Source organism: Lacibacter luteus, assembly GCF_004118265.1.
Classification (GTDB): domain Bacteria; phylum Bacteroidota; class Bacteroidia; order Chitinophagales; family Chitinophagaceae; genus Lacibacter; species Lacibacter luteus.
Map to the genome: position 1 here is coordinate 601,023 of NZ_SDHW01000001.1, position 20,547 is coordinate 621,569.

General features: G+C 41.0%; 16 protein-coding genes. 8 read left to right on the top strand and 8 right to left on the bottom strand.

Translation table 11 applies throughout. The annotated features are described in order from the left end of the window. The first annotated feature begins 42 nt into the window (after positions 1-42). Genes ESA94_RS02160 through ESA94_RS02170 form a run of 3 tightly spaced genes read left to right on the top strand, consistent with a single transcriptional unit; the run spans position 43 to position 2,561 of the window. Positions 43-1,146 carry a lactonase family protein gene (locus ESA94_RS02160; RefSeq protein WP_129129213.1) on the top strand — a complete coding sequence of 368 codons (1,104 nt, stop codon included), beginning with the start codon at positions 43-45 and terminating at the stop codon, positions 1,144-1,146. 45 nt (positions 1,147-1,191) lie between these two features. Next, positions 1,192-1,569, top strand: a complete 378-nt coding sequence (locus ESA94_RS02165; protein WP_129129214.1) for a RidA family protein — start codon at positions 1,192-1,194, stop codon at positions 1,567-1,569. 35 nt (positions 1,570-1,604) lie between these two features. After that, entirely contained in the window at positions 1,605-2,561 is a 957-nt protein-coding gene (locus ESA94_RS02170; protein WP_129129215.1) for a pyridoxal-phosphate dependent enzyme, read from the top strand. Between the two features lie 12 nt (positions 2,562-2,573). Here ESA94_RS02170 and ESA94_RS02175 read toward each other — a convergent pair whose 3' ends face one another. From ESA94_RS02175 to ESA94_RS02195, 5 genes are all read right to left on the bottom strand, one after another. Next, positions 2,574-3,011 (bottom strand): hypothetical protein, encoded by a 438-nt coding sequence (locus ESA94_RS02175; protein ID WP_129129216.1) that lies wholly within the window; start codon positions 3,009-3,011, stop codon positions 2,574-2,576. Positions 3,012-3,429: 418 nt separating this feature from the next. Further along, a complete protein-coding gene (gene trhO, locus ESA94_RS02180) occupies positions 3,430-4,464 on the bottom strand; it encodes an oxygen-dependent tRNA uridine(34) hydroxylase TrhO (protein WP_129129217.1) in 1,035 nt (344 codons plus the stop codon). A gap of 299 nt (positions 4,465-4,763) precedes the next feature. Continuing rightward, the gene (locus ESA94_RS02185; RefSeq protein ID WP_129129218.1) at positions 4,764-7,226 is read right to left on the bottom strand and encodes a DUF5686 and carboxypeptidase regulatory-like domain-containing protein; all 2,463 of its coding nucleotides are present in this window, start codon (positions 7,224-7,226) and stop codon (positions 4,764-4,766) included. Between the two features lie 160 nt (positions 7,227-7,386). Next, a complete protein-coding gene (locus ESA94_RS02190) occupies positions 7,387-7,743 on the bottom strand; it encodes a hypothetical protein (RefSeq protein WP_129129219.1) in 357 nt (118 codons plus the stop codon). A 64-nt stretch (positions 7,744-7,807) separates the two neighbouring features. Further along, positions 7,808-10,252 (bottom strand): penicillin acylase family protein, encoded by a 2,445-nt coding sequence (locus ESA94_RS02195; protein ID WP_129129220.1) that lies wholly within the window; start codon positions 10,250-10,252, stop codon positions 7,808-7,810. Between the two features lie 252 nt (positions 10,253-10,504). Between ESA94_RS02195 and miaE the strand changes: the two genes are divergently transcribed. Next, the gene (gene miaE / locus ESA94_RS02200) at positions 10,505-11,116 is read left to right on the top strand and encodes a tRNA-(ms[2]io[6]A)-hydroxylase (protein WP_129129221.1); all 612 of its coding nucleotides are present in this window, start codon (positions 10,505-10,507) and stop codon (positions 11,114-11,116) included. A gap of 357 nt (positions 11,117-11,473) precedes the next feature. On the opposite strand, the gene ESA94_RS02205 is transcribed toward miaE, so the two are convergent. Then, positions 11,474-11,866: a hypothetical protein gene (locus tag ESA94_RS02205; RefSeq protein WP_129129222.1), complete on the bottom strand. Its 393-nt coding sequence runs from the start codon at positions 11,864-11,866 to the stop codon at positions 11,474-11,476. A gap of 176 nt (positions 11,867-12,042) precedes the next feature. Between ESA94_RS02205 and ESA94_RS02210 the strand changes: the two genes are divergently transcribed. The 4 genes from ESA94_RS02210 to ESA94_RS02225 all read left to right on the top strand — a co-directional run bounded on the left by ESA94_RS02210 (position 12,043) and on the right by ESA94_RS02225 (position 15,720). Continuing rightward, positions 12,043-13,077, top strand: coding sequence for a N(4)-(beta-N-acetylglucosaminyl)-L-asparaginase (locus ESA94_RS02210; RefSeq protein WP_129129223.1), 1,035 nt, complete (start codon positions 12,043-12,045; stop codon positions 13,075-13,077). 38 nt (positions 13,078-13,115) lie between these two features. Continuing rightward, positions 13,116-14,390, top strand: a complete 1,275-nt coding sequence (locus ESA94_RS02215; protein ID WP_129129224.1) for a hypothetical protein — start codon at positions 13,116-13,118, stop codon at positions 14,388-14,390. 14 nt (positions 14,391-14,404) lie between these two features. After that, positions 14,405-15,142, top strand: coding sequence for a copper homeostasis protein CutC (locus tag ESA94_RS02220; protein WP_129129225.1), 738 nt, complete (start codon positions 14,405-14,407; stop codon positions 15,140-15,142). A gap of 62 nt (positions 15,143-15,204) precedes the next feature. Beyond that, positions 15,205-15,720: a hypothetical protein gene (locus tag ESA94_RS02225; protein WP_129129226.1), complete on the top strand. Its 516-nt coding sequence runs from the start codon at positions 15,205-15,207 to the stop codon at positions 15,718-15,720. A gap of 114 nt (positions 15,721-15,834) precedes the next feature. Here ESA94_RS02225 and ESA94_RS02230 read toward each other — a convergent pair whose 3' ends face one another. Next, positions 15,835-16,365, bottom strand: a complete 531-nt coding sequence (locus tag ESA94_RS02230) for a hypothetical protein (protein WP_129129227.1) — start codon at positions 16,363-16,365, stop codon at positions 15,835-15,837. Between the two features lie 111 nt (positions 16,366-16,476). Continuing rightward, positions 16,477-20,403 carry a hybrid sensor histidine kinase/response regulator transcription factor gene (locus ESA94_RS02235; protein ID WP_164972605.1) on the bottom strand — a complete coding sequence of 1,309 codons (3,927 nt, stop codon included), beginning with the start codon at positions 20,401-20,403 and terminating at the stop codon, positions 16,477-16,479. Positions 20,404-20,547 lie beyond the last annotated feature (144 nt).

Sequence of the window (20,547 nt, forward strand, 5' to 3'; positions counted from 1 at the left end):
TGTATCTTTAAGCAGCTTATTATTCTTTAAAAAATAGCTTCCATGAAATTGTTTTTGCCTCTAAGTTTGCTCCTCTGTTTTTCGCTCAAAGCACAACAATATCATTTGCTTGTCGGCACTTATACCAATGCAGGCAGTGAAGGCATTTATACCTACAAGTTTGATGTGCAAACAGGCAAAACAACAGCAAACGGTTCGGTAAAAACAACAAACCCATCCTACCTTGCCGTATCTCCCGATCAGAAATATGTATTTGCTGTAAATGAAAACGATTCGGGTACGGTGAGTGCATTCAAATTCAATAAAGAAAATGGTGCATTAACTTTTTTAAATACTGTTACCAGCGCAGGAGCTCATCCATGTTACATCAGTGTAAACAAGAAAGGCACTGTTGCTGTTGCGGGTAACTACAGCAGCGGCACCATTGCAGTAATGGAAATTCGATCCGACGGACAACTCAGCCAGCCAAAACAGATCATTCAACTAAAAGGCAGTAGTGTAAACAGAAGCCGCCAGGAAAAATCGCATGTACATGCAACAGTTTTTTCTCCTGATTTCAGGCATTTACTTGTGCCCGACCTGGGCACCGACAAAGTGATGCTCTACAGTGTTGCCCCAAACAGCGGCGCATTGCAGGCAATGGAAGAACCTTATGCCGATGTAAATGCAGGAGCCGGTCCACGTCATATCGACTTTCATCCAAAACTTGAAATTGCCTATCTCATCGAGGAGTTAACAGGTACCATCAGTGTGTTTAAATATAAAGAAGGACAACTGGAGCTTTTGCAAAACACTTCATCACACCCGTTAAGTTATATTGGTGCTTTTGGTTCGGCAGATATTCATGTTTCACCCGATGGCCGTTTCCTTTATGCAAGCAACCGGGGCGATGCAAACAGTATTGCCATCTTCAGCATCGACCAGGAAACAGGTATGTTACAGATCGCAGGCTTTCAACCAACACTTGGCATTCACCCACGTAATTTTTCCATAGACCCGACCGGTAATTTTTTATTAGTGGCGAACAGAGACAGTGATGAAATTGTAATTTTCAGAATTGATAAAAAAACAGGTTTACTCGACGATACAAAACAACGCATCAATGTATCGAAGCCCGTGTGTGTAAAATGGATCGTTACGAAATAACGATTTACACGAAAACGATTTAACTGCATCCGAAAAAATAAACACATGAAAAAGATTTATCCCGATACAATGCCTGTTCCGAAAGGCTATTACTCTCCTGCTGTTATTCATAACAATACTGTTTATGTAAGCGGGCAATTAGCATTAAATGAAAAAGGCGAACCGCAAACAGCAAGTATTGAAGACGAAACAAGACAATGCATGAAAAACATTGAAACTATTTTGCTTGCAAGCGGCAGTAATCTGCAACACATTTTAAAGGTAAACGTGTTTATTGCAGACATAGCCAACTGGCAGGTATTTAACCAGGTGTTTGCGGAAATAATGGGCGATCATCGTCCTGCACGCATTGTTGTTCCCTGCAACCAGCTGAATTATGGTTGTGGAATTGAAATTGACTGTATTGCAGCTGTTGCGGATTAAAACACTGTACGAATAAAAATACCTTCTCACAGTTTATGACTATCACAAAAGAACAAATTGAACAGGCACACGAAAGAATTAAACCATTCATTCGTCAAACACCTGTGCTTACCTGCAGTACTATAGATGCGCTTGCAGGTGCTTCTTTGTTTTTTAAGTGTGAGAATTTTCAGAAGATAGGCGCATTTAAAATTCGTGGCGGTATGAATGCCGTGTTAACACTGCCACAGGCAAAACTTGCAAATGGCATTGCCACACATTCATCGGGCAATCATGCGCAAGCTATTGCCTTTGCTGCCCGGCAAACAGGTACGAAAGCCTACATTGTTATGCCCAACAATTCGCCTCGGGTAAAAGTAAATGCTGTGAAAGGTTACGGTGCAGAAATTACATTTTGCGAACCAAACCAACAGGCTCGTGAAGCTGCTTTGCAAGAGATTGTTGACAGAACAGGTGCTGAATTTATACATCCCTACAACGATGAACGTGTAATTACCGGGCAGGCAACCTGTGCCAAAGAGTTACTGGAAGAAATACCACAACTCGACATACTTATTGCACCTGTTGGTGGTGGTGGCTTGTTGAGTGGTACGGCTTTAAGCACATATTACTTTTCGCCTCACAGCATTGTATATGCAGGCGAGCCTGAAGGCGCAGCCGATGCTGTGCTCTCGATCAACAGCGGAAAAATTGAACCGGCTCCCTATATAAATACCATTGCAGATGGTTTATTAACCAAACTTGGCGACAAAACTTTTCCCATAATACATGAACATGTGAAAGATGTTCTCACCGTAAGCGACGAAGAAATAATTGCAGCACTTTGCCTGGTTTACGAACGAATGAAGGTAGTTGTGGAACCGAGTGCAGTAGTTCCTTTAGCAGCGCTGCTAAAAAACAAGGAGCTCTTTGCCGGCAAACGAGTAGGCATTATTTTTTCGGGAGGCAATGTTGATCTCAGTAAACTGTCTGGCTGGTTTAACGCAGCTTAGCAAGCCTATTGCTTAAGGCCCAACCAAAGTGGCCAAAGGGAATATATATTCGCAGCGTTTGCCAGGGTCGATTTTGGGAAACTGCTCTTCTTGTTTAAAGCAGACTTTTATCTTTTCAAAATCGGATAGATTGGTAATGGGTTCGGCAAAAATTTTAATTGCTCTCCTGGCCAGTGAATCAAGGCCTTTTTCTGTAACCGGCAAATTACGGCTATTGTAGAGCGTTAGGCTTATGTTCGCCTTCAGCTTTTTATCTCCTTCAATTTGCACAGGCAACACCTTTACATCTGCATTGGCAAATTTGGCGGTGGCCATTACATCCTGAATAACGACGGAATAATTTTTTGAAAAACTTGGTCTTACATTCTTGTCCTTGCCGGCACAAGCTATTAAGCTGATGGCAGCTAAAAGCAGAAATGATGCAGTGAAGTGATGGGTTGTATTTCTCATGGTGAATCTGTGTTTTTTATATAAGCCGGCAACCAAACAAATGCTTCTCTATATTACAATGTTTTGGGGAAATTTACAACTGACTTGCGTTAGGCTTCAATGACACCACAGTGCATATCGGTCTTGTTTTCCTTTAACTATTGCTTTTTAAAAAAAAAGGCCATCCCTGGAAAGAGTTGGCCGTTGCTAACCTATGAAAAACACCTATGATGCAAATGTAGGGCGCCCGAACAACCTGTCTTGTAGTATTATTACGATATTTGCTGTAGTATCTCTTTGCTGTTTAAAAAGCCGGGACACGACCTTTCCGAAATCGATTGCAGGTAATAACTTCTTCAAGGATATATCATTAGTCTATTTCAGATATACAACAAAGCCCGGCTTAGCCAGGCTTTGTCATAGTTATGTAAGCAAACTGTTAGTCTGTCTTTAGATCTTTCAGCCTTGATTTTGCTTTATTAAACACATTACGTCCCTTATCTATACCACTGCGTAAGGCCTTTTGCTCCTCTTCCGGCAAGTGAATAAAGTCTTTGCATTCTTTACTGCAGGTTCCTTCCATCTTCTCTTTGCACTCATCGCACTGGATAAAGAGTAAGTGACAGGAATCATTTACACAGTTAACATGTGTATCGGCCGGTTTACCGCATTGATGGCAGCAGGAAATTATTTCTTCGGTTACACGTTCGCCCAATCGCTGATCGAACACAAAATTCTTTCCATGAAATTTATTGCCGAGCCCCTGCTCTTTTACCTGGTTCACATAATTAATAATTCCACCTTCGAGATGAAACACATTTTTAAATCCTTTATGCAGCATATATGCACTTGCCTTTTCGCAACGGATACCACCTGTGCAATACATAATGATATTTTTGTTCTTATCTGCATCCATCATATCGGCAGCCATAGGAAGCTGCTCCCTGAAAGTATCGCTGGGTATTTCAATTGCATTTTCAAAATGACCTACTTCAAACTCGTAGTGATTTCGCATATCAATTACCACTGTATCCGGATCGTTGGTAAGCGCATTGAACTGTTCGGCATTAACATACCTGCCTTTGTTGGCCATATCAAACAACGGATCATCAATACCATCTGCCACGATCTTGTTTCTTACTTTAATATCCAATACATAAAAACTTTTGCCGTCATCATCAACCGCAATATTCAAACGTAACCCGTTTAATGGTTCTATGGCGTAGAGATAAGTACGAAATGCATCAACATTGGCAGTGGGTATGCTTATCTGCGCATTAACACCTTCCTGTGCAAGATAGATGCGGCCTAACACACCCAACGCTGTAAAGTCTTTATACAGTTTATCACGAAAAACTTTAGGCTCTTCAATTTTGAAATAAGAATAAAAGGAAATAGTAGTGCGTGGAGTTTGATCGAGTAAAATACGCTCTTTTAACTCCTTACGGGAGATGCGGTTGTGCAATACTGCCATTGTTTGAATTTTAGTTTTAAAATGATGCACATGAACATCGTTCAGTACAGCTTTCAGACCCTTCTATCCTTCAATCCGATAGCTATCGGTTCGCTCAGGAAGCAGAATCATTAGAACCCCAATTGCAGGTTGGGCAAAATTCTAAAGCGGGGCAAAGATAACAAGAATGCAGAAAGGCACAAGGAGCTGCAACAAGAAGGGAGAAGCAAAATCCAAGATGCAAGGTTCGAGAAAACCAAAGCTAAACAGCAAAACAATTAGTCTGCTGCCTCATCTATGAACCATGAACAGACACAAATCTACTCATCATTAGCGCTACCGATATTAATGAGCGAACCTATACGCAGCTCCATACGTGGTTTCAATGCCTGCTGATAACCGGTAACAACATCAACTCTGAAAAAGCGAAATACATTTTCTAACCCCACATGCCACTCGGCATAGGTTTTCTTTGGTAGCCACATTGCAGATACTCCACTTACCAAATGCCAGTTAAGCTGTTTGAGTCCTGGAATTTTATTGGTAATAAATCCATTGAAATGATGTTCAGCAAAAACCGTTGCATAATTACGTTCGCTGTTGCTGTATAAATAATATTGCGGCAGTTGAAACGTCTGCATAAAGTCGGACGAACGGATCAAACGGTTGCCCGGCATATGTTTCAGATCGGGTAAGAAAACAGATGCAGCGTTGATAAACCCACCGGTTTCTGCACGATAATTAAAACGGCCTGCCATTTTAAAATTGAGATTATCACGTACAGCAAATAACCATTTATCGTAATCAACATCACTGCCAAAAACTGTCTTTAATCCTTTCGTGTATTGCAGGTTGAACACAGGCCATTTGTTGCCCGCATTCACTGTTCTGTCGGGGAACTCAATGTAACGTGCACCGGGACGAAAATTGACACCGAGCGTTGCAATTGCAGCCTGGTGCGGTTGAAAGTTTTGTGTAACAAGTTCCGATGGATGATTGGGTGTATAAGGTCGATGACGTTTATTATTCCAGGTATAGTCTGTTGTGTTTTCCAGAGGCGATCTGTTTTGATAGTTGAAGTTAGCATACAAAGTTAATCCCCCACCAATACCCTTTGAAAAATTGATGCGCACAAAATCGGCAGCATACAATTTCATAAAATTATTTTTATAGATGAGTGTTGAAATGCTGTTTGCTAAAGGATCGATCGGATTATCGTTATTGATCTGAAATACACGCTTACCTCCGCTAATGCTTACAGATGAAACATATTTTTCGCCAAACACATAACGTGTGCTGAGCCATGCATTAAAACGTTGATTACTGAAACCGTAACGGATATGCGGTGTAATAACAAGATAGTTTCGTTCTGCAAATGTTTTGGTGCTGCTTACTGCAACATCGGCAACCAAACCTTCAACTGTATTAAACTGCAGCGACGACAATATGCTTGGTAATCTAAAGCTGAGCTTCGCTGTTTGTTTATTGATTGTTTTACCACTGAACAGAATATTGCCGAACTTGATCTTGTTATTCACTCTGTCAACAGAATCAAGATAAGCAGGATCTTTCCGAAGCTGCTCCAGGCTGTCTTTCTTAATGTAATCGATCTGCTCTTCTTTTGTTAATGCCAGCGGACGAATACTATCCCAATAGTTGATTGATTTTTGATTGCTGCCCCGTTCGTATTTCAACACCGTATTACCGAAATACTTTTTATCAAACACAGGTTCTGTATTGAAGTTGCGGTAGATATTCGCAAACACACCATACGCATCAAACCCAAAAAACTTAACTGCAGGATATAATACCTGGCTTTGCGGCACCCAATGGTTAACACCCATTTGCCTGTACAATTGTTCAACACGCATTGTATCAGCAAAATTCATCTGGCTCTCTTTTACCAACTGCAACTGTAAACTATGTATTCGCCATTCATCTTCTACAATATTGATGTATCCACTAAAACAAGGTTCGTAACTACGTTTGGGTGTTACTTTAATTTTACTCACCAGCTTGCCTTCTTCGCTAAACGCACCTTCGTATTTGTATTTGTAATAGTGTAAAGCGTTTTCTGCAATGGGTGAAATAAATCCACGGGGATTAAGCGAATTACTGATCTGCACATTGTTTTCATAAAACGAAAGAAAATCGGCACCTGCAAAACCAAAACCATCTTTCTGTCCACTCACTCTTGTGCTGATCACTTCTGTTTTTTCTTTATTGGGTTTATCAACCGATAACTTTGAAACAGTTTCGGATAGATAGATCATTTTCTTTTTACTGGAATCACCATCTTCAAAATCAACTGTTTCACCCATAAATTTTTTGGGGAAATCACGCAGACTCATTGTCCCCTTGCTGTACACTTCGCAGGTGTAACGATTGTTTTCAGCAACGTATTCTTTTCGCTTTTTGATTGCCTTTCGAATGATGGCATACGCAGGATCTTCTGCTCCCGCCTTTACTACCACTTCACTTAAACTCACCGATTGTTCTTTTAAACTGAAGTTGAGTTGTATGTCTTCGTTTGTAATTGTAATTGATTGCTCCTGCCGTTCGTAACCAACATGCCGACAAATAACCGTGTACGTTCCTGCAGGCAATTGTAAAAAATAAACACCCTGGCTGTTTGCCGAAGTACCTTCTTTACTTCCTTTAACAGTAATCGATGCATAAGGAAGAGGCTCGCCCTTATTGTTGGTAACAACACCGGAAATTTTTCCGGCATAAACAGTAAGCGAAGTAAATAAGCTGAAAAGCAGCAGTGCGAAGGTTTGCATGATACACGAAAATAAAGGCACTGTTGTTAGCAAAAAACTAATTCTTCGTTTCAATCTTTGGCGCAGAGAATCTGAGAAAAGGACCCGATAGCTATCGGGTTTAACGCAGAGAAATCACTCTGCGTTTTTCTTTGGGTTCTTTTTTCTCAGCGGCGGAAAATCATACAGCAGATTTCTTATCAACTCTCAGATAAGCCCCGCTCAATGCGGCGAACCCGGCTACCAATGCAGCCACCAAACCTGTAACACTCATGATCAACGCATGTGAATGCGATTTAAATAAAAGCTCCGCTATTTTCATGGAAAGAATGTGTTGGTTCTCCATATCGATGTACAAAGCAAGACCAACCCATAATACAAACAATGCAAGAAAAGCACTTACAAATGCTTTCCATGGTTTTTGCGGAACAGCTGCAGCTACAATAAATGCAACAATGGCAATACTCCACCAGGGCAAATAAAAACCGGCGGCATAACTTAAAAGAGCAGTGAGTATAAAGGCAACTAAAAATTTCATATTGTTTATTTTATTCTTCAGTCGAGGTTTAGCTCTAGTTGGTCGCCTGACCAACTAAAACGAATTATACTTTTTTAAACGTCATTGTCCATTTTACTTTCGCATTCTTCTCCTCACCTTTCTTCATTACCCATGCTTTGTAATACTTACCTGCAGCCCATGTATCAATAAACAGATCGTAATACTTGCTGCCGGGGTTACCGCTTTGTCCGCCGGGATACACCACATACGCATCTGTTTCATTGGTGAGTTCCACAATCATTCGCCAGCTGGGGCCATGGCTGTGTTGCGCAGCATTGATGATATGTTTACCTCCTCCAATTGCCAATCCTTTGCGTGCAAACGGCATCACCGCATCTTTGAGCATATGATATACGGTTGTGTTTTTATGTGCACCCCATTCCAGCTTCCCTTCTTTTTCCATTTGCAACAATACAGGTATTGCTGCTTTTAACGATGCTGCAAATACATCGTAAATGGTTTCTTTGGCTGTTGTGTTGATATCATCAATAAATGAAAACGCAGAATCTCTTGTTAACGCATCGGCTAATGTATTTTCATAAGGCCATGCATACACAACCGAATCCTGTTGTGTTAATTCATCGTACCAGATCTTTGTTTCCAGACTATCGAACCAAACCTGGAAAACCGTAGCTGCTTTTGAATTGATGTTGTTCTGCAGATCCCATTGCTGTATCATTTCAAAAAAACGTTTTTCATCTGCTGAAAGAGATGAAGCATTCGTATACTTCTTCATCAGTTTTGTTACAACCTCTGCAAAAGGGTTATAGTTTACATTTTGTAGTTGCTGCATATCGGTTGTGGTAATGCCATTCATTTTTGCCAAGCGCCTGTTTATTTCCAATCCACGATACACATCATAACCACCGGGAATAAAATACGGATAAGTACCATCAACAGGTCGTTGATTGGCACTGCTTACAAAACCTCTTTCCGGATTTACCTGGTGCGGATTTTCATCGGGAGGAATAATGCCCTGCCACATATAGCTGCTGTCCTGCCCCGGCATTACATACAGCCCCTGCCTGTTCCAGCGCAAAGGAAAATGCCCTTGCTGCCAGATAGCTATATCGCCACGTTTGCTGGCGAAGATCATGTTCTGCGCAGGCACAGTAAAGTATTTGATGGCATTGTAATAATCATCGTAATTCTTTGCACGATCGAGATAATGCCACATCAACAGTTCATTGCTTGGGTCGTGTGCGATCCAGCGTGTGGCAATTGCCTTTTTATTTGTAAGTGGCGTGGTAAAACTTTCATCGTATGTAACCGGACCAAACACCGTATAAGCAACTGTATCAAACACTGCCGGCTTTCCTTTTACCTTAATTTCTTCAATACGTTGTGGAGCATCTCTCCACTCATTATTAAACCAGTATTGTTTTTTTGTATTGTCTTTGAATTTTATCTCGTAAAAATCACGCACATCTCTTCCTGCATTGGTAAAGCCAAACGCAATGCTGTCGTTAAACCCGATTACCACACCTGGAATACCCGGAAACGAAACACCATATGCATTCATATTATTGGTAGTGATCTGCATTTCGTACCAGATGGCAGGTAAGCTTAATTCAAGATGCGGATCGTTACAAAGAATGGGTGCACCACTTTTTGTTTTGGCACCACTAACCGCCCAGTTATTACTGCCGTTATCTTTTGAAGGCTGATCCATCAACGCCATTTTCAACGCTGAATCTTTTTTCTGCAGATAAACCGAATCGGCACCAACCGGAGCAACTGCTGTTGCTGCTGGCGGAGCAAAGGTTGTTCCCTTCGGCACAATAGGATCTAACGAATCCTGTAATTGCGGATAAAGAATTTCAATCTGGTCATCACTAAACACTTTTCGCAATGCAGTTAGTGGAAGATCATCAACCGAAAAAGCAAGCGTCTTTGTCATTTGTTTAATGAAGAGAGCAGTTTTGAGATTGTTCCATTTTTCCGGGCTGTAACCAAGAATTTTATACTCAATTGGCAATTCACTCTCTGCTAATGTTTCAATGTATGCATTCACCCCTTTGGTATAATTATCAACCGAAAGTTTCGTGAATTCGTTTACTTCCATTTCCTTCAACATATTCTCTGCAGCAAATACCATCCCGATGCGTCGTTGCTCTTTATCGAAATTAACAGCACGCTCGCCGATGATTTCGCTGATGCGCCCTGCTGCTGCATGGGTAGAAAATTCCATTTGCCATAAACGAAATTTTGCATGCAGATAGCCTTGAATGAAATACGCATCTGCATCGTTATCGGCAACCACATGCGGAACCAACCGCTCATCGAAATACACATTTGCATTTCCGCTCAATTGCGGAAAACGAAGTTCTTCACTAAAGTTTTTATCAGCAGGTTCGGCGTTTTGCCAAAAACCATGTTGCGGACTTAAAAACTTTCCGAGAGCCGGAGCCGGACCAATACGTGTGTTCAACGTATAAACAAGGCCAATGGTTACTGCGGATGAAATGAGGAATGGGATCAATCGCATAAGAAAGATTATAAGGCGGGAAATTAAAGAAAAAAAACAGTAACCCTCCAACATATCATCTCCTCAATTTTCTACCCTGTTTGTGGTATTGTTTGGCATTGAATTAATCCGTCATTTTGCTTTACAAATCAGCTAACCAAAAACACTCAATTGATTTTAAAAATGGTCGAGCTGACCTGTGGTTGACACCTTTCAACTTTAAGTTTTAACACCTGCGGCTCCTGGTTATCCGGGAGCCTTTATTTTTGCAGTATGCAAGAAGATTCAATTGATGTAAAAAACATACTCGGCCTGCAATTACCCAGCGATCCCCGTTGGGTCGACCTTGCCCCTCTTTCGCTGGAAGACATTTTAACCGATCATGCTTATTGCGAACAGAAGGCTGCAACAACCTGCATATCGCTGATACAACGTTACAGTCAATACGAAAAACTTGTAACCGAACTGGCACCAATTGTTACGGAGGAATGGGGTCATTTCCGGGCCGTATTAAATGAATTGCAGAAACGTGGTTTAAAGCTGGGCAAGCAACGAAAAGATATTTATGTAAACGAGCTGCTGTTATTTCAGAAAAAAGGTGGGCATGTAGATGATCGTTTCCTCGACGAACTGTTAACGATGGCATTGATTGAGGCCCGCAGTTGTGAGCGTTTTAAACGGTTGAGCGAAGGGTTGAACGATGAATATCTCCGAAAATTCTATCGCATGTTTATGGAAAGCGAAGCCGGGCACTATACATTATTTATAACCCTGTGCGAACATTACTTACCAAAGAAAAAAGTGCGTGACCGCTGGAAGGAATGGCTGGAGTTTGAAAAAGACCTCATGAACAGAATGGAAATAAGAGGCGACAGAATTCATTGATCGGCACATAAACGTCTCACGTTTATTGATCACAATTGCAAAACCAATCAGGATGTTCCTACTGCCAACATCTTTTTATTTTATCGATCTATAAGCAGTAAGCTCCTTCGGAGCATTCATCAAATCCTGAACCAAACCGTATTTGATTTTGTAATGCAGTAACACCCTGCTTATAGAAAAAACAAAATACTAAAATCGACTCCGTTGGAGTCTCTCTGTTTAATAAAACCGTTTATTCAATTCGTCAAACGTGGGCGTCATACGATGATGCTTTTCTGCAAACAATAAAAAAGGGTAACACGTTGAAATGTTACCCGGGTATATAGGGAAGAGTGCTCTTACATAGGGATAGTATGTCTAAATAATTCCATTTCTGCGATCTCTGCGATCTTCCTTACGATCACGCACATCTTCTCTGCGATCTTTCACATCTTCACGACGATCACGTACGTCTTCATTACGGTCTCTTACATCTTCACGACGGTCACGAATATCTTCCATACGATCTCTTCTTCCACCATCGTGTTTTGCATCACGCACATCTTCACGACGGTCACGGATGTCTTCACGACGATCTTTTACATCTTCACGGCGGTCACGGATATCTTCTTTACGGTCTCTTACATCTTCACGACGATCGAAACGGTTTTCTCTACGGTCGAGTTTACGCTTCATTTGAGCTGATGCTTCGTTTACTGAGCCAATCAATACTGCGGCAACTACTACGGATAAAAAGAGGGCTTTTTTCATGTGTATACTTTTTTTGATTAATGATTACGGCAAAATAAATTCCGTCTTTTCAATGCATTTAATTTCTTTATTTGCATTTGTATATAAGAGACCCGGAGTGAAAATGAAGGTTTAAAATCGTAACCGGATTTTTTTTAAAAACATCCTACATTCACCACTTCTTAACAAAAAAAGGCATGATCAACAGAAGACGTTTTTTACAACTTACCGGCCTATCGGCCACACTTGTCGGCACCAAAGGGTTTGCAGCAGCTACCCCTCCCAAAGGACCTATTGTACTTTCTACCTGGGCACATAATATGAAAGCCAATAAAGCAGCATGGGAAATATTAAGCAAAGGAGGTTATGCGCTTGATGCTGTAGTAAACGGTGTAATGGTACCCGAAGCCGACCCAAGCGATAACAGTGTTGGTTATGGCGGTCTGCCAGACAGAGACGGAAAAGTTACAGTTGATTCCTGTGTAATGAATGAGAAAGGACAATGCGGTGCTGTAATGTCGCTTGAAGAAATTCTGCATCCTGTGCAGGTTGCACGTTTAGTAATGGAGAAAACACCACATGTACAATTAGTGGGTGAAGGTGCATTACGTTTTGCATTATCGCAAGGTTTTAAACGTACCAACCTGCTTACACCTGAAAGTGAAAAAGCATGGAAAGAATGGTTAAAAACATCCAACTACGATCCGTTACGCACAGTAAAAGAACTGGAAGAAAAACTTAAACGTGAAGGTTACGAAAAACAGGAAGCGATGTTATACAAATGGCCTTCGGAAGTATTGAATCATGATACCATTGGAATGATTGCACTTGATGCAAAAGGAAACCTGTGTGGTGCCTGTACAACCAGTGGCATGGCTTTTAAAATGAGCGGACGTGTAGGCGACTCTCCTATTATAGGTGCAGGCTTGTTTGTAGATAATGAAGTGGGTGCAGCATCGGCTACAGGTGTTGGTGAAGAAATGGTAAAGATCTGCGGCTCGCATACTGTTGTTGAAATGATGCGCCATGGAGCAAGTCCGGAAGCGGCTTGTAAAGAAGCTGTACGCCGCATTGTAAAGAACAATGGTGCAAATGCAAAAAATGTACAGGCCTGTTTTATTGCTATTAACAAGAAAGGCGAATACGGTGGCTATTCGGTGATGAAGAATTTTTCGATGGCCGTACGCAACACCAGTATTGAAACATCTATTAATTCAAAAAGCTGGTTTTAATTTTTGCTGTTTTTTTTGCGTAACAAAATAATCTGTTAATGAGCTGGCTGAAAAAACTATTCGTTCCTGTTATTATTCTTTTATGCACACTCATTTCAATTAATGCCAATAAGCACCCGGAAAAACTGATTTGGTCGGATATGGAAGGGTACTATGTGTATTTACCTGCTGTATTTATTTACGATGGTTTTAAAAAAGAAGCTGTAAGAGATACGGCTTACATAAAGGAATACCCCGGCACGAACATTATTTACAGCAAGTACACAGCAGGGGTTGCAATACTCGAACTTCCTTTTTTTCTTACGGCACATTTCTTAAGCAAACCATTAGGATATATTCCGGATGGGCACAGTTTAATATATGCATATGCACTAATGGCTGCAGGCATTTTTTATTTGCTCGCAGGCCTGTTCTTGTTATGGAAAGTAGCAGTTCAATACTATAATCGTTTAGCAGTTGCGCTTGCTTTGTTTTTTTTGTTGGCAGGTACTAACCTGTATTATTACAGTTTCTTTCAGCCCGCAATGTCGCATGTATTTAGTTTTTTCTTATTTGCCTGCTTATTGTTTCAAACCGAAAAATTAGCAGTTTCATTAAAAAACAATAAGCCATTTCCTATTTCATTTTGGTTATTACTTGCAATTACCAGCGGTTTAATTATTCTAACACGGCCGACCAACATTATTGTACTGCTTTATCCTTTTTTAAGATGGTTAAAGGAATGCTCTGATAAAACAGCGTTTCTAAAAACAAATATGAAAGGAATGCTGCCGGCGGCTTTAGCATTTATATTACCATTTATACCTCAACTAATTTATTGGCACCATGTTTCCGGCAAATCCATAATATGGTCTTACAACAACGAGTCTTTTATTTATTGGAAGGAGCCAAAGCTTATTCGTGTGTTAATAGATCCGTGGAATGGCTGGTTGCTCTATAGCCCTGTTGTTATATTTCCACTAATATGGATGTTGGCAACACGCAAAAAAAGTAAACATGCAGAATCCGTAATTCTCCTCATTTTTGTAATAGCAACATACCTGTTCGCCAGCTGGTGGGCTTGGTGGTTTGGAGGGGCATTTGGTCATAGGTCGTATGTAGAGTTTTACGCATTACTTGCATTACCGTTTGCATCATTCATTTCCTGGCTGCAAAAAAGCAAATGGAAACTGTCGTTATTCCTTTTTACAGTTATGATCTTCGCCTATTATAATCTGGGTCTCACATACAACTATTCGCCGCCCTGGGATGGCCCCAACTGGACTTATGAAAGTGTGTGGTTAGAAATTAGAAAGCTATTTTTCTTTTTATAACGAGAATAACTATAATGAACTACAAACTCGAAGTTATTGCCTTCAGCATCGAATCGTGCAGCATCATACAAAAAGCAGGAGCCCATCGTATTGAATTGTGCGATAATCCCGGCGAAGGTGGTACTACCCCATCCTGTGGCATGATCAAAAAAGCAAGAGAGCTCGCTTCAATTGAACTGTACACAATGATACGCCCACGTGGTGGTGATTTTTTTTATAATGCAGATGAGTTTGATGCAATGAAGGAAGATATTAAACTCTGCAAACAACTTGGCTGCGATGGTGTGGTATTTGGCTTATTAAATACCGATGGTACTGTTGATAAAGAACGTACTGCACAACTGGTTGAACTGGCTTACCCGATGGGCGTAACCTTCCATCGTGCATTCGACCGTGCAAGAGATGCATTTGAGGCATTGGAAACGATCATCGACATTGGTTGCGAACGTGTGCTTACTTCAGGTTTGCATCCCAATGTAACTGAAGGTAAAGATGTACTGAAGCAATTGGTAACTGCAGCTGATGACCGTATCATCATCATGCCCGGCAGCGGTGTGCGGCATACCAACCTTGCAGAGCTTGCTCAGTTTACAGGTGCTGTTGAGTTACATACTTCGGCCCGCACAAATCTTGCAAGCGGTATGAAGTATATCAACACACAGATGAACGAAGACCTTTTATCTGTTACAGTAGATGAAGCAGAAGTACTTGCCTGTGTGCACGCATTAAAGCAGCTGCAACAACTCTCTTAATTTTTTCTACTCTTTCAAACTCTTAGCACAAACTCTTTTTCTTCTTCCACTCTTTTAACTCCTTGCATCTGAATTTACGTGAAGAAATATTAGCTGAACATTCCAAAGCACAGGCAGCGAAAATTGTGCAATGGATCGGAACATCACAAAAGCGGATGGACGAGCTGGTACATTTGTTTACAACCGATGAATACCGTGTAGTGCAACGGGCAGCATGGCCGATTGGCATTATTGGGCAGTCGCAACCGCAACTATTGAAAAAGCATTTACCGGTGTTTGTATCATTGTTACGAAAGCCCGGTGTTCATAACGCCGTACGCAGAAATATTACAAGAGCTTTGCAACATATATCCATACCTGAAGAACTAAAAGGCGATGTGATGGATTGTTGTTTTGAATTTATCAGCAACCCAAAAGAAGCAACGGCTGTGAAAGCCTTTTCGTTAACTGTGCTGCAAAACTTATCCCAAGAGTTTCCTGAAATATTACCTGAGATCGTTACGATCATTGAAACAAGATGGGAACATGAATCAGCAGCGTTTAAATCGAGGGCAAGGAAAATGATGAAAGAAAAGTAATTCTTTCTTCACCAAACAACAATCACTGGGAACTGAATGAACGACAGAAAAAGTACCCGCAATTCAAATCTCCCAATTTGTAAAGCGGGTAACTTAACCAAAGGTTCTTGACCATCACTGTTTTACTACCTGTTGTATTTTTTCAATGCCATCAGCAGTGTACTTTAGTGTAACATAACCATTGGCATCTTCTAAAATTGCCTGGTAAGCAACAGCATCGTGTGCTTTTATTTCAATAGCCCTCAGGAGGCTGTAAGCAGCATATTCTTTTTGGATGGCTTTACTGAATGCTTCAGGCATATGTGCCATATCACATACGGTAATGGCATAATTCATTTTTCCTTTTGGCGTAAAGCAGGCACTGGCCTTTCGTCCATTGTTTAAAAAACTCACCCAGTAATTATCTGCACCTGCGACCCATTGCAGATCTGACGCATTGGGAAACAAAGCCGCAAACCTGGCTTCGATTTTGGGATTGGCCGCAGGCACAGTGGAAGTAACCATATTTGTACTGGAAGGAAGGTTATTTTTTACAAACGCAGCATCTGCTGAGGTATTAATTGTTGATTGTTGTGCTGTTATCGTGCCGGTTGTTACAGCAGTAAACAGGATGACTGACGCAATAATTCTGTTGGATTGTTTCATGATAGTTGCTTTTGGTTTGTGAAGAATTCAGGTGATTTCTGATGACATAAAACTACATTCCACAGCACCCAAAGGGCTATAAGGATCGGTTCAAACACTATCAATATTGCGTCAACTAAGCTTTAAAACAAATTCGGAGGGCGTAATACCGTACTGTTCTTTAAAACATTGACTGAAATAAGAGGGACTGCTGAAACCCACCTGGTAAGCTGCGGTGGAAATATCCAACCCAGCAGAAATAAGTTGGGAACCTTTTTGTAAACGATACTGCTTAATCAGTTCGTTGGGAGAAATATCAAGGAGTGATTTTAATTTTCGGTTCAAGGTGCTACGACTCATGGCCATTGTCTTGCAGAGGTGATCAACATTCAGATCTGCATCATCCAGCTTTGCATCCATTTCTTTGTAAAGCGCTATCAAAAACGGGTCGGTAATTTCAGGCAGCTGTTCTTGGGGAGCAGTATTGATCAACCGGGCCTGCAACCATGCCCGTTGTTTTTTCTGCGTCTGCAAAATGTTGGCAGTGCGCAATTCAAGCTCCTGCAGGTGAAAAGGTTTTGTGATATAGTCATCGGCACCGGTACCCAATCCTTTTAAGCGGGCATCATGAGCGGCTTTTGAAGTGAGGAGAATAAACCCAATATGAGCTGTCCGGTTATCGGCTTTACATGTGCTACAAAGATCAAACCCATCCTGCCCGGGCATCATCACATCGCTGATGACAATATCCGGAAGCTCCTGCAAAATGATTTCCCAGGCTTTCAATCCATCAGCAGCCTCCAGCACACGGTAATGACTTTGCATGGTTTCCACTAAAAAAGACCGAAGCTCATCATTGTCTTCTGCTACCAGCAGAAGCGGCAGTTCCTGTTCTGCGGCAGTTATTGGTCTACTTGAAACTGATGAATGAACGGCTCCTGCAGTTTCTTTCGTCATCATTTTTTTCATGGGAACCGAAACGGTGAAGCAGGTTTCTACGCCGAGTTCACTACGCAACTTAATTGTTCCATCCATCAGCTCGGTTAATTCTTTTACCAATGATAAGCCAATGCCTGTGCCGCCAAATGTTCGTATAGCTGAATCATCTACCTGATAAAAACGATCGAATATTTTTTGTTGATGATGGAGGGCTATTCCGGGGCCGTTATCTTTTACTTCGAGATGAATATGATCCTTATCTGATGAATAAAGCGAAACAGAAACGACTCCGTTTGCAGGCGTAAATTTTAATGCGTTGCTCAACAGGTTCCATACAATCTTATTCCACTTTTCTTCATCGAACAAATAAAATCCATCCACTGCGTTGGCCGAAAAAAGAAGACTGATATTTTTTTCATTGGCAGCTGTTTCAAATGATTTTACACATTCTGTTGTAAATAATGCCAGATCACCTGTTGCCGTTTTTAATTGCAGCTGGCCATTATTGAGTTTGGAAAAATCAAGAAACTCATTGATGAGTTGCAACAATTGTTTTGAATTACGTTGTGCCGTTTTTACATTGCTCACAGCAGCTGCAGAAAGCGAAGGATCATGCTCTAATTTTTCCAGGGGCGTTAGGATGAGTGTAAGTGGAGTTCGGAATTCATGTGTGATATTGCTGAAAAACCGATCCTTTAATTCATCAACCTCTCTTAAACGAAGTGCTTCTCTTTTTTCAAAGGCAAAATTCTGTTCTGCTTTTAATTTCCCTTCCCTGAAATTGAAATACCATTTTAATAAAGCCAATGCAATGAGTGCATAGACAATATAAGCCCACCATGTAGCCCAGAACGGTGGACGGATCCTGATGCTGATCTCTTTTACTGTATCGGCCCATAACCCGTTTTGATCAGATGCATTTATGAGGAAGGTATACGTTCCGGGCCGCAGCGCTGCATACGAAGCAACATTCGATGTGCCATTTTCTATCCAATCATTATCTGCACCTTTTAATTGATAACGGTATTTTATTTTTTGCGGTTGATTGTATAACAGCGCTGCAAATTCGAAACGCAGATTATTTTTATTATAAGGCAATTCGATATCGGATACAATGCTTATTGGTTCTTTTACAAAGCTGTTGTCAATATTAAAATCCTGCTGTTGATTGTTGATCTGCAAACCCGTTAACAGAACAGGCACTTCTGTCTTTTTTGCATCGCTATTAAAATCTGCCGGATTGAAAATAGTAAAGCCATCCAATCCACCAAATGCAAGGCGTCCATCAGCAAACATGAATTTGTGCGACCTGTTGAACTCATTACCCGGCAGTCCATCTGTTTTTTCGAAAGTCGTTACCTGCCCTGTCCTTCTATTAAATCGAAAAATACCTTTGTTGGTGCTGCACCAGATGTTACCTGCATTGTCGGGCAGTATGCAATAGATGGTGTTATTCGGCAAGCCATCTTCCTCCGTATAAATTTTCTGCAAACCTTTTTGCACATCCCATAATATTAAACCACCACCACGTGAACCGATCCAGAACTTTGTTGTGTCAACCGGGTCGGCACAAAATTCTGTAAGACTCTCAGGCACTACTCCATTCTTCAATTGTCCTGAAAACCTGTTTACTTTTTTTGCCGGAGTATACTGCAACAATCCATGTTTATAAGTTGCCATCCAGACAGAGCCACCAAAATATTTTGCATCGTTTATTTCAACGAGGTTCGATAGCTCCGGATCGATCAATACTTTTTCTGGCCCCTCAACATTTGATTTCCAGAAATACCACGAAGGTTGATCCTGGCTCAACAGCCACAATGCACCGTTGGGCATATTGATCAATGCTGCATTCTGATACTGCGGCGGAAATTGAAAAAAAGGATGAAGCTTTGTTTGGCTTAGTTGAAAAACATTAGCAGCACTCAGCCAACCTGAAAAAATAAAGTGATTATTCTTTTTATCAATGGCTTGGCGTAGGTAATAAGATGCTTCTCCTTTTGTTTGTTGATTGAGCGGCATCGTCAATCTTACGCCAGCGTGCTCCAATATATCTGCAATAAAATTTGTGCGATACTTATACGATTCAAATGGTGCTGATTGCAGATCGATCTTTAACAGCCCCTGCGCATTAATGCTGACCCACAACACATCTGAACGATCAATAAAAAATGCGCTGATGCGTAAAGAAGGATTGATGGTATTCTCCCAAAGCATTTTCATTTCACCGCTTTCCGTGATCCTGAAAATACGTCCGCTATTTTCAAAATAAGCCCTTCCCTTTGCATCAACCTGCAACTCACAATTCAAAGGAGCTAACGCTGTTTGCAGATTCGCAGGAGCTGGTATAAACCGACTTATTTTTTCTTTTGTATCTAACAGGATGATCTTATTATCCTGGGCAACAATTAAACGATCACCCGGCAGGCAAACAATGGAAAATCGTTCACTCAGTTCCGATGCAAGCACCACTTCTTTTTTTACATGTGTTGTAAAACGCATCCATTGAAACTTGCTGCGACTGGTATCGCTTATGTGCACCCCATCTGTACTCACCAGGTACAACTTTCCTTCATTCGATTCAACAACAGCATTAATGGTATCCTGTTGCAACAAACCGTTTACTTTATTAGCATAATGCACCTGCCCTGTTTTACTATCGAGCCAACCCATGCCTTTGTTGTTGCTCATAATAAAAAGCCAGTTGCTGGTCGTGTAACCAACATGAAAAGGTTGCCAGCGTGCATAGGGAATTTTATTCAGCAGATCCGCAGCTTTATTTCGTTTTGCTTTAAAGGTGCGCAGGTTAAAATCATCGGCTTCGTTTGTACCATAATGTATAGTGATTGTATTGTTCCTGAACCTTCCAATATTGTTAATGACATTGGCAAAAAGTCCATTGGTATCTTTTGGATTGTAACGAATATTTTTAAATCCCCTTCCGTCGTATCGGGATAGGCCATCCATTGTTGACAGCCATATAAAACCATCGCTATCCTGCATTATACCACTGATGAAATTTTGAGGTAACCCATCCTCTACAGTAAACAGTTGCTGATTGGTAAACAGCCGTTGTTGTGCAAACAGCAATGATGCTGAACTAAAAAAAAGGGATAGCAACGTTATACGCACAACATTTATCATCCTTAAACAGTGAACGCTTTGGTGTGAAATGAAATAGTTAAGATGCGGAAGTTAGCTATTAAAAGTTGAAAATAAAATGCTGTATTGACCCAAGTTGCCTAAGGTATTGATCTGTTTAAT

Bases quoted from the DNA above. Each gene is read 5' to 3' on its own strand.
- trhO (WP_129129217.1), bottom strand. From the start codon at position 4,464: ATGGCAGTATTGCACAACCGCATCTCCCGTAAGGAGTTAAAAGAGCGT.
- ESA94_RS02175 (WP_129129216.1), bottom strand. From the start codon at position 3,011: ATGAGAAATACAACCCATCACTTCACTGCATCATTTCTGCTTTTAGCT.
- ESA94_RS02160 (WP_129129213.1), top strand. From the start codon at position 43: ATGAAATTGTTTTTGCCTCTAAGTTTGCTCCTCTGTTTTTCGCTCAAA.
- ESA94_RS02220 (WP_129129225.1), top strand. From the start codon at position 14,405: ATGAACTACAAACTCGAAGTTATTGCCTTCAGCATCGAATCGTGCAGC.
- ESA94_RS02205 (WP_129129222.1), bottom strand. From the start codon at position 11,866: ATGAAAAAAGCCCTCTTTTTATCCGTAGTAGTTGCCGCAGTATTGATT.
- ESA94_RS02230 (WP_129129227.1), bottom strand. From the start codon at position 16,365: ATGAAACAATCCAACAGAATTATTGCGTCAGTCATCCTGTTTACTGCT.
- ESA94_RS02185 (WP_129129218.1), bottom strand. From the start codon at position 7,226: ATGCAAACCTTCGCACTGCTGCTTTTCAGCTTATTTACTTCGCTTACT.
- miaE (WP_129129221.1), top strand. From the start codon at position 10,505: ATGCAAGAAGATTCAATTGATGTAAAAAACATACTCGGCCTGCAATTA.
- ESA94_RS02210 (WP_129129223.1), top strand. From the start codon at position 12,043: ATGATCAACAGAAGACGTTTTTTACAACTTACCGGCCTATCGGCCACA.
- ESA94_RS02195 (WP_129129220.1), bottom strand. From the start codon at position 10,252: ATGCGATTGATCCCATTCCTCATTTCATCCGCAGTAACCATTGGCCTT.
- ESA94_RS02170 (WP_129129215.1), top strand. From the start codon at position 1,605: ATGACTATCACAAAAGAACAAATTGAACAGGCACACGAAAGAATTAAA.
- ESA94_RS02190 (WP_129129219.1), bottom strand. From the start codon at position 7,743: ATGAAATTTTTAGTTGCCTTTATACTCACTGCTCTTTTAAGTTATGCC.
- ESA94_RS02165 (WP_129129214.1), top strand. From the start codon at position 1,192: ATGAAAAAGATTTATCCCGATACAATGCCTGTTCCGAAAGGCTATTAC.
- ESA94_RS02215 (WP_129129224.1), top strand. From the start codon at position 13,116: ATGAGCTGGCTGAAAAAACTATTCGTTCCTGTTATTATTCTTTTATGC.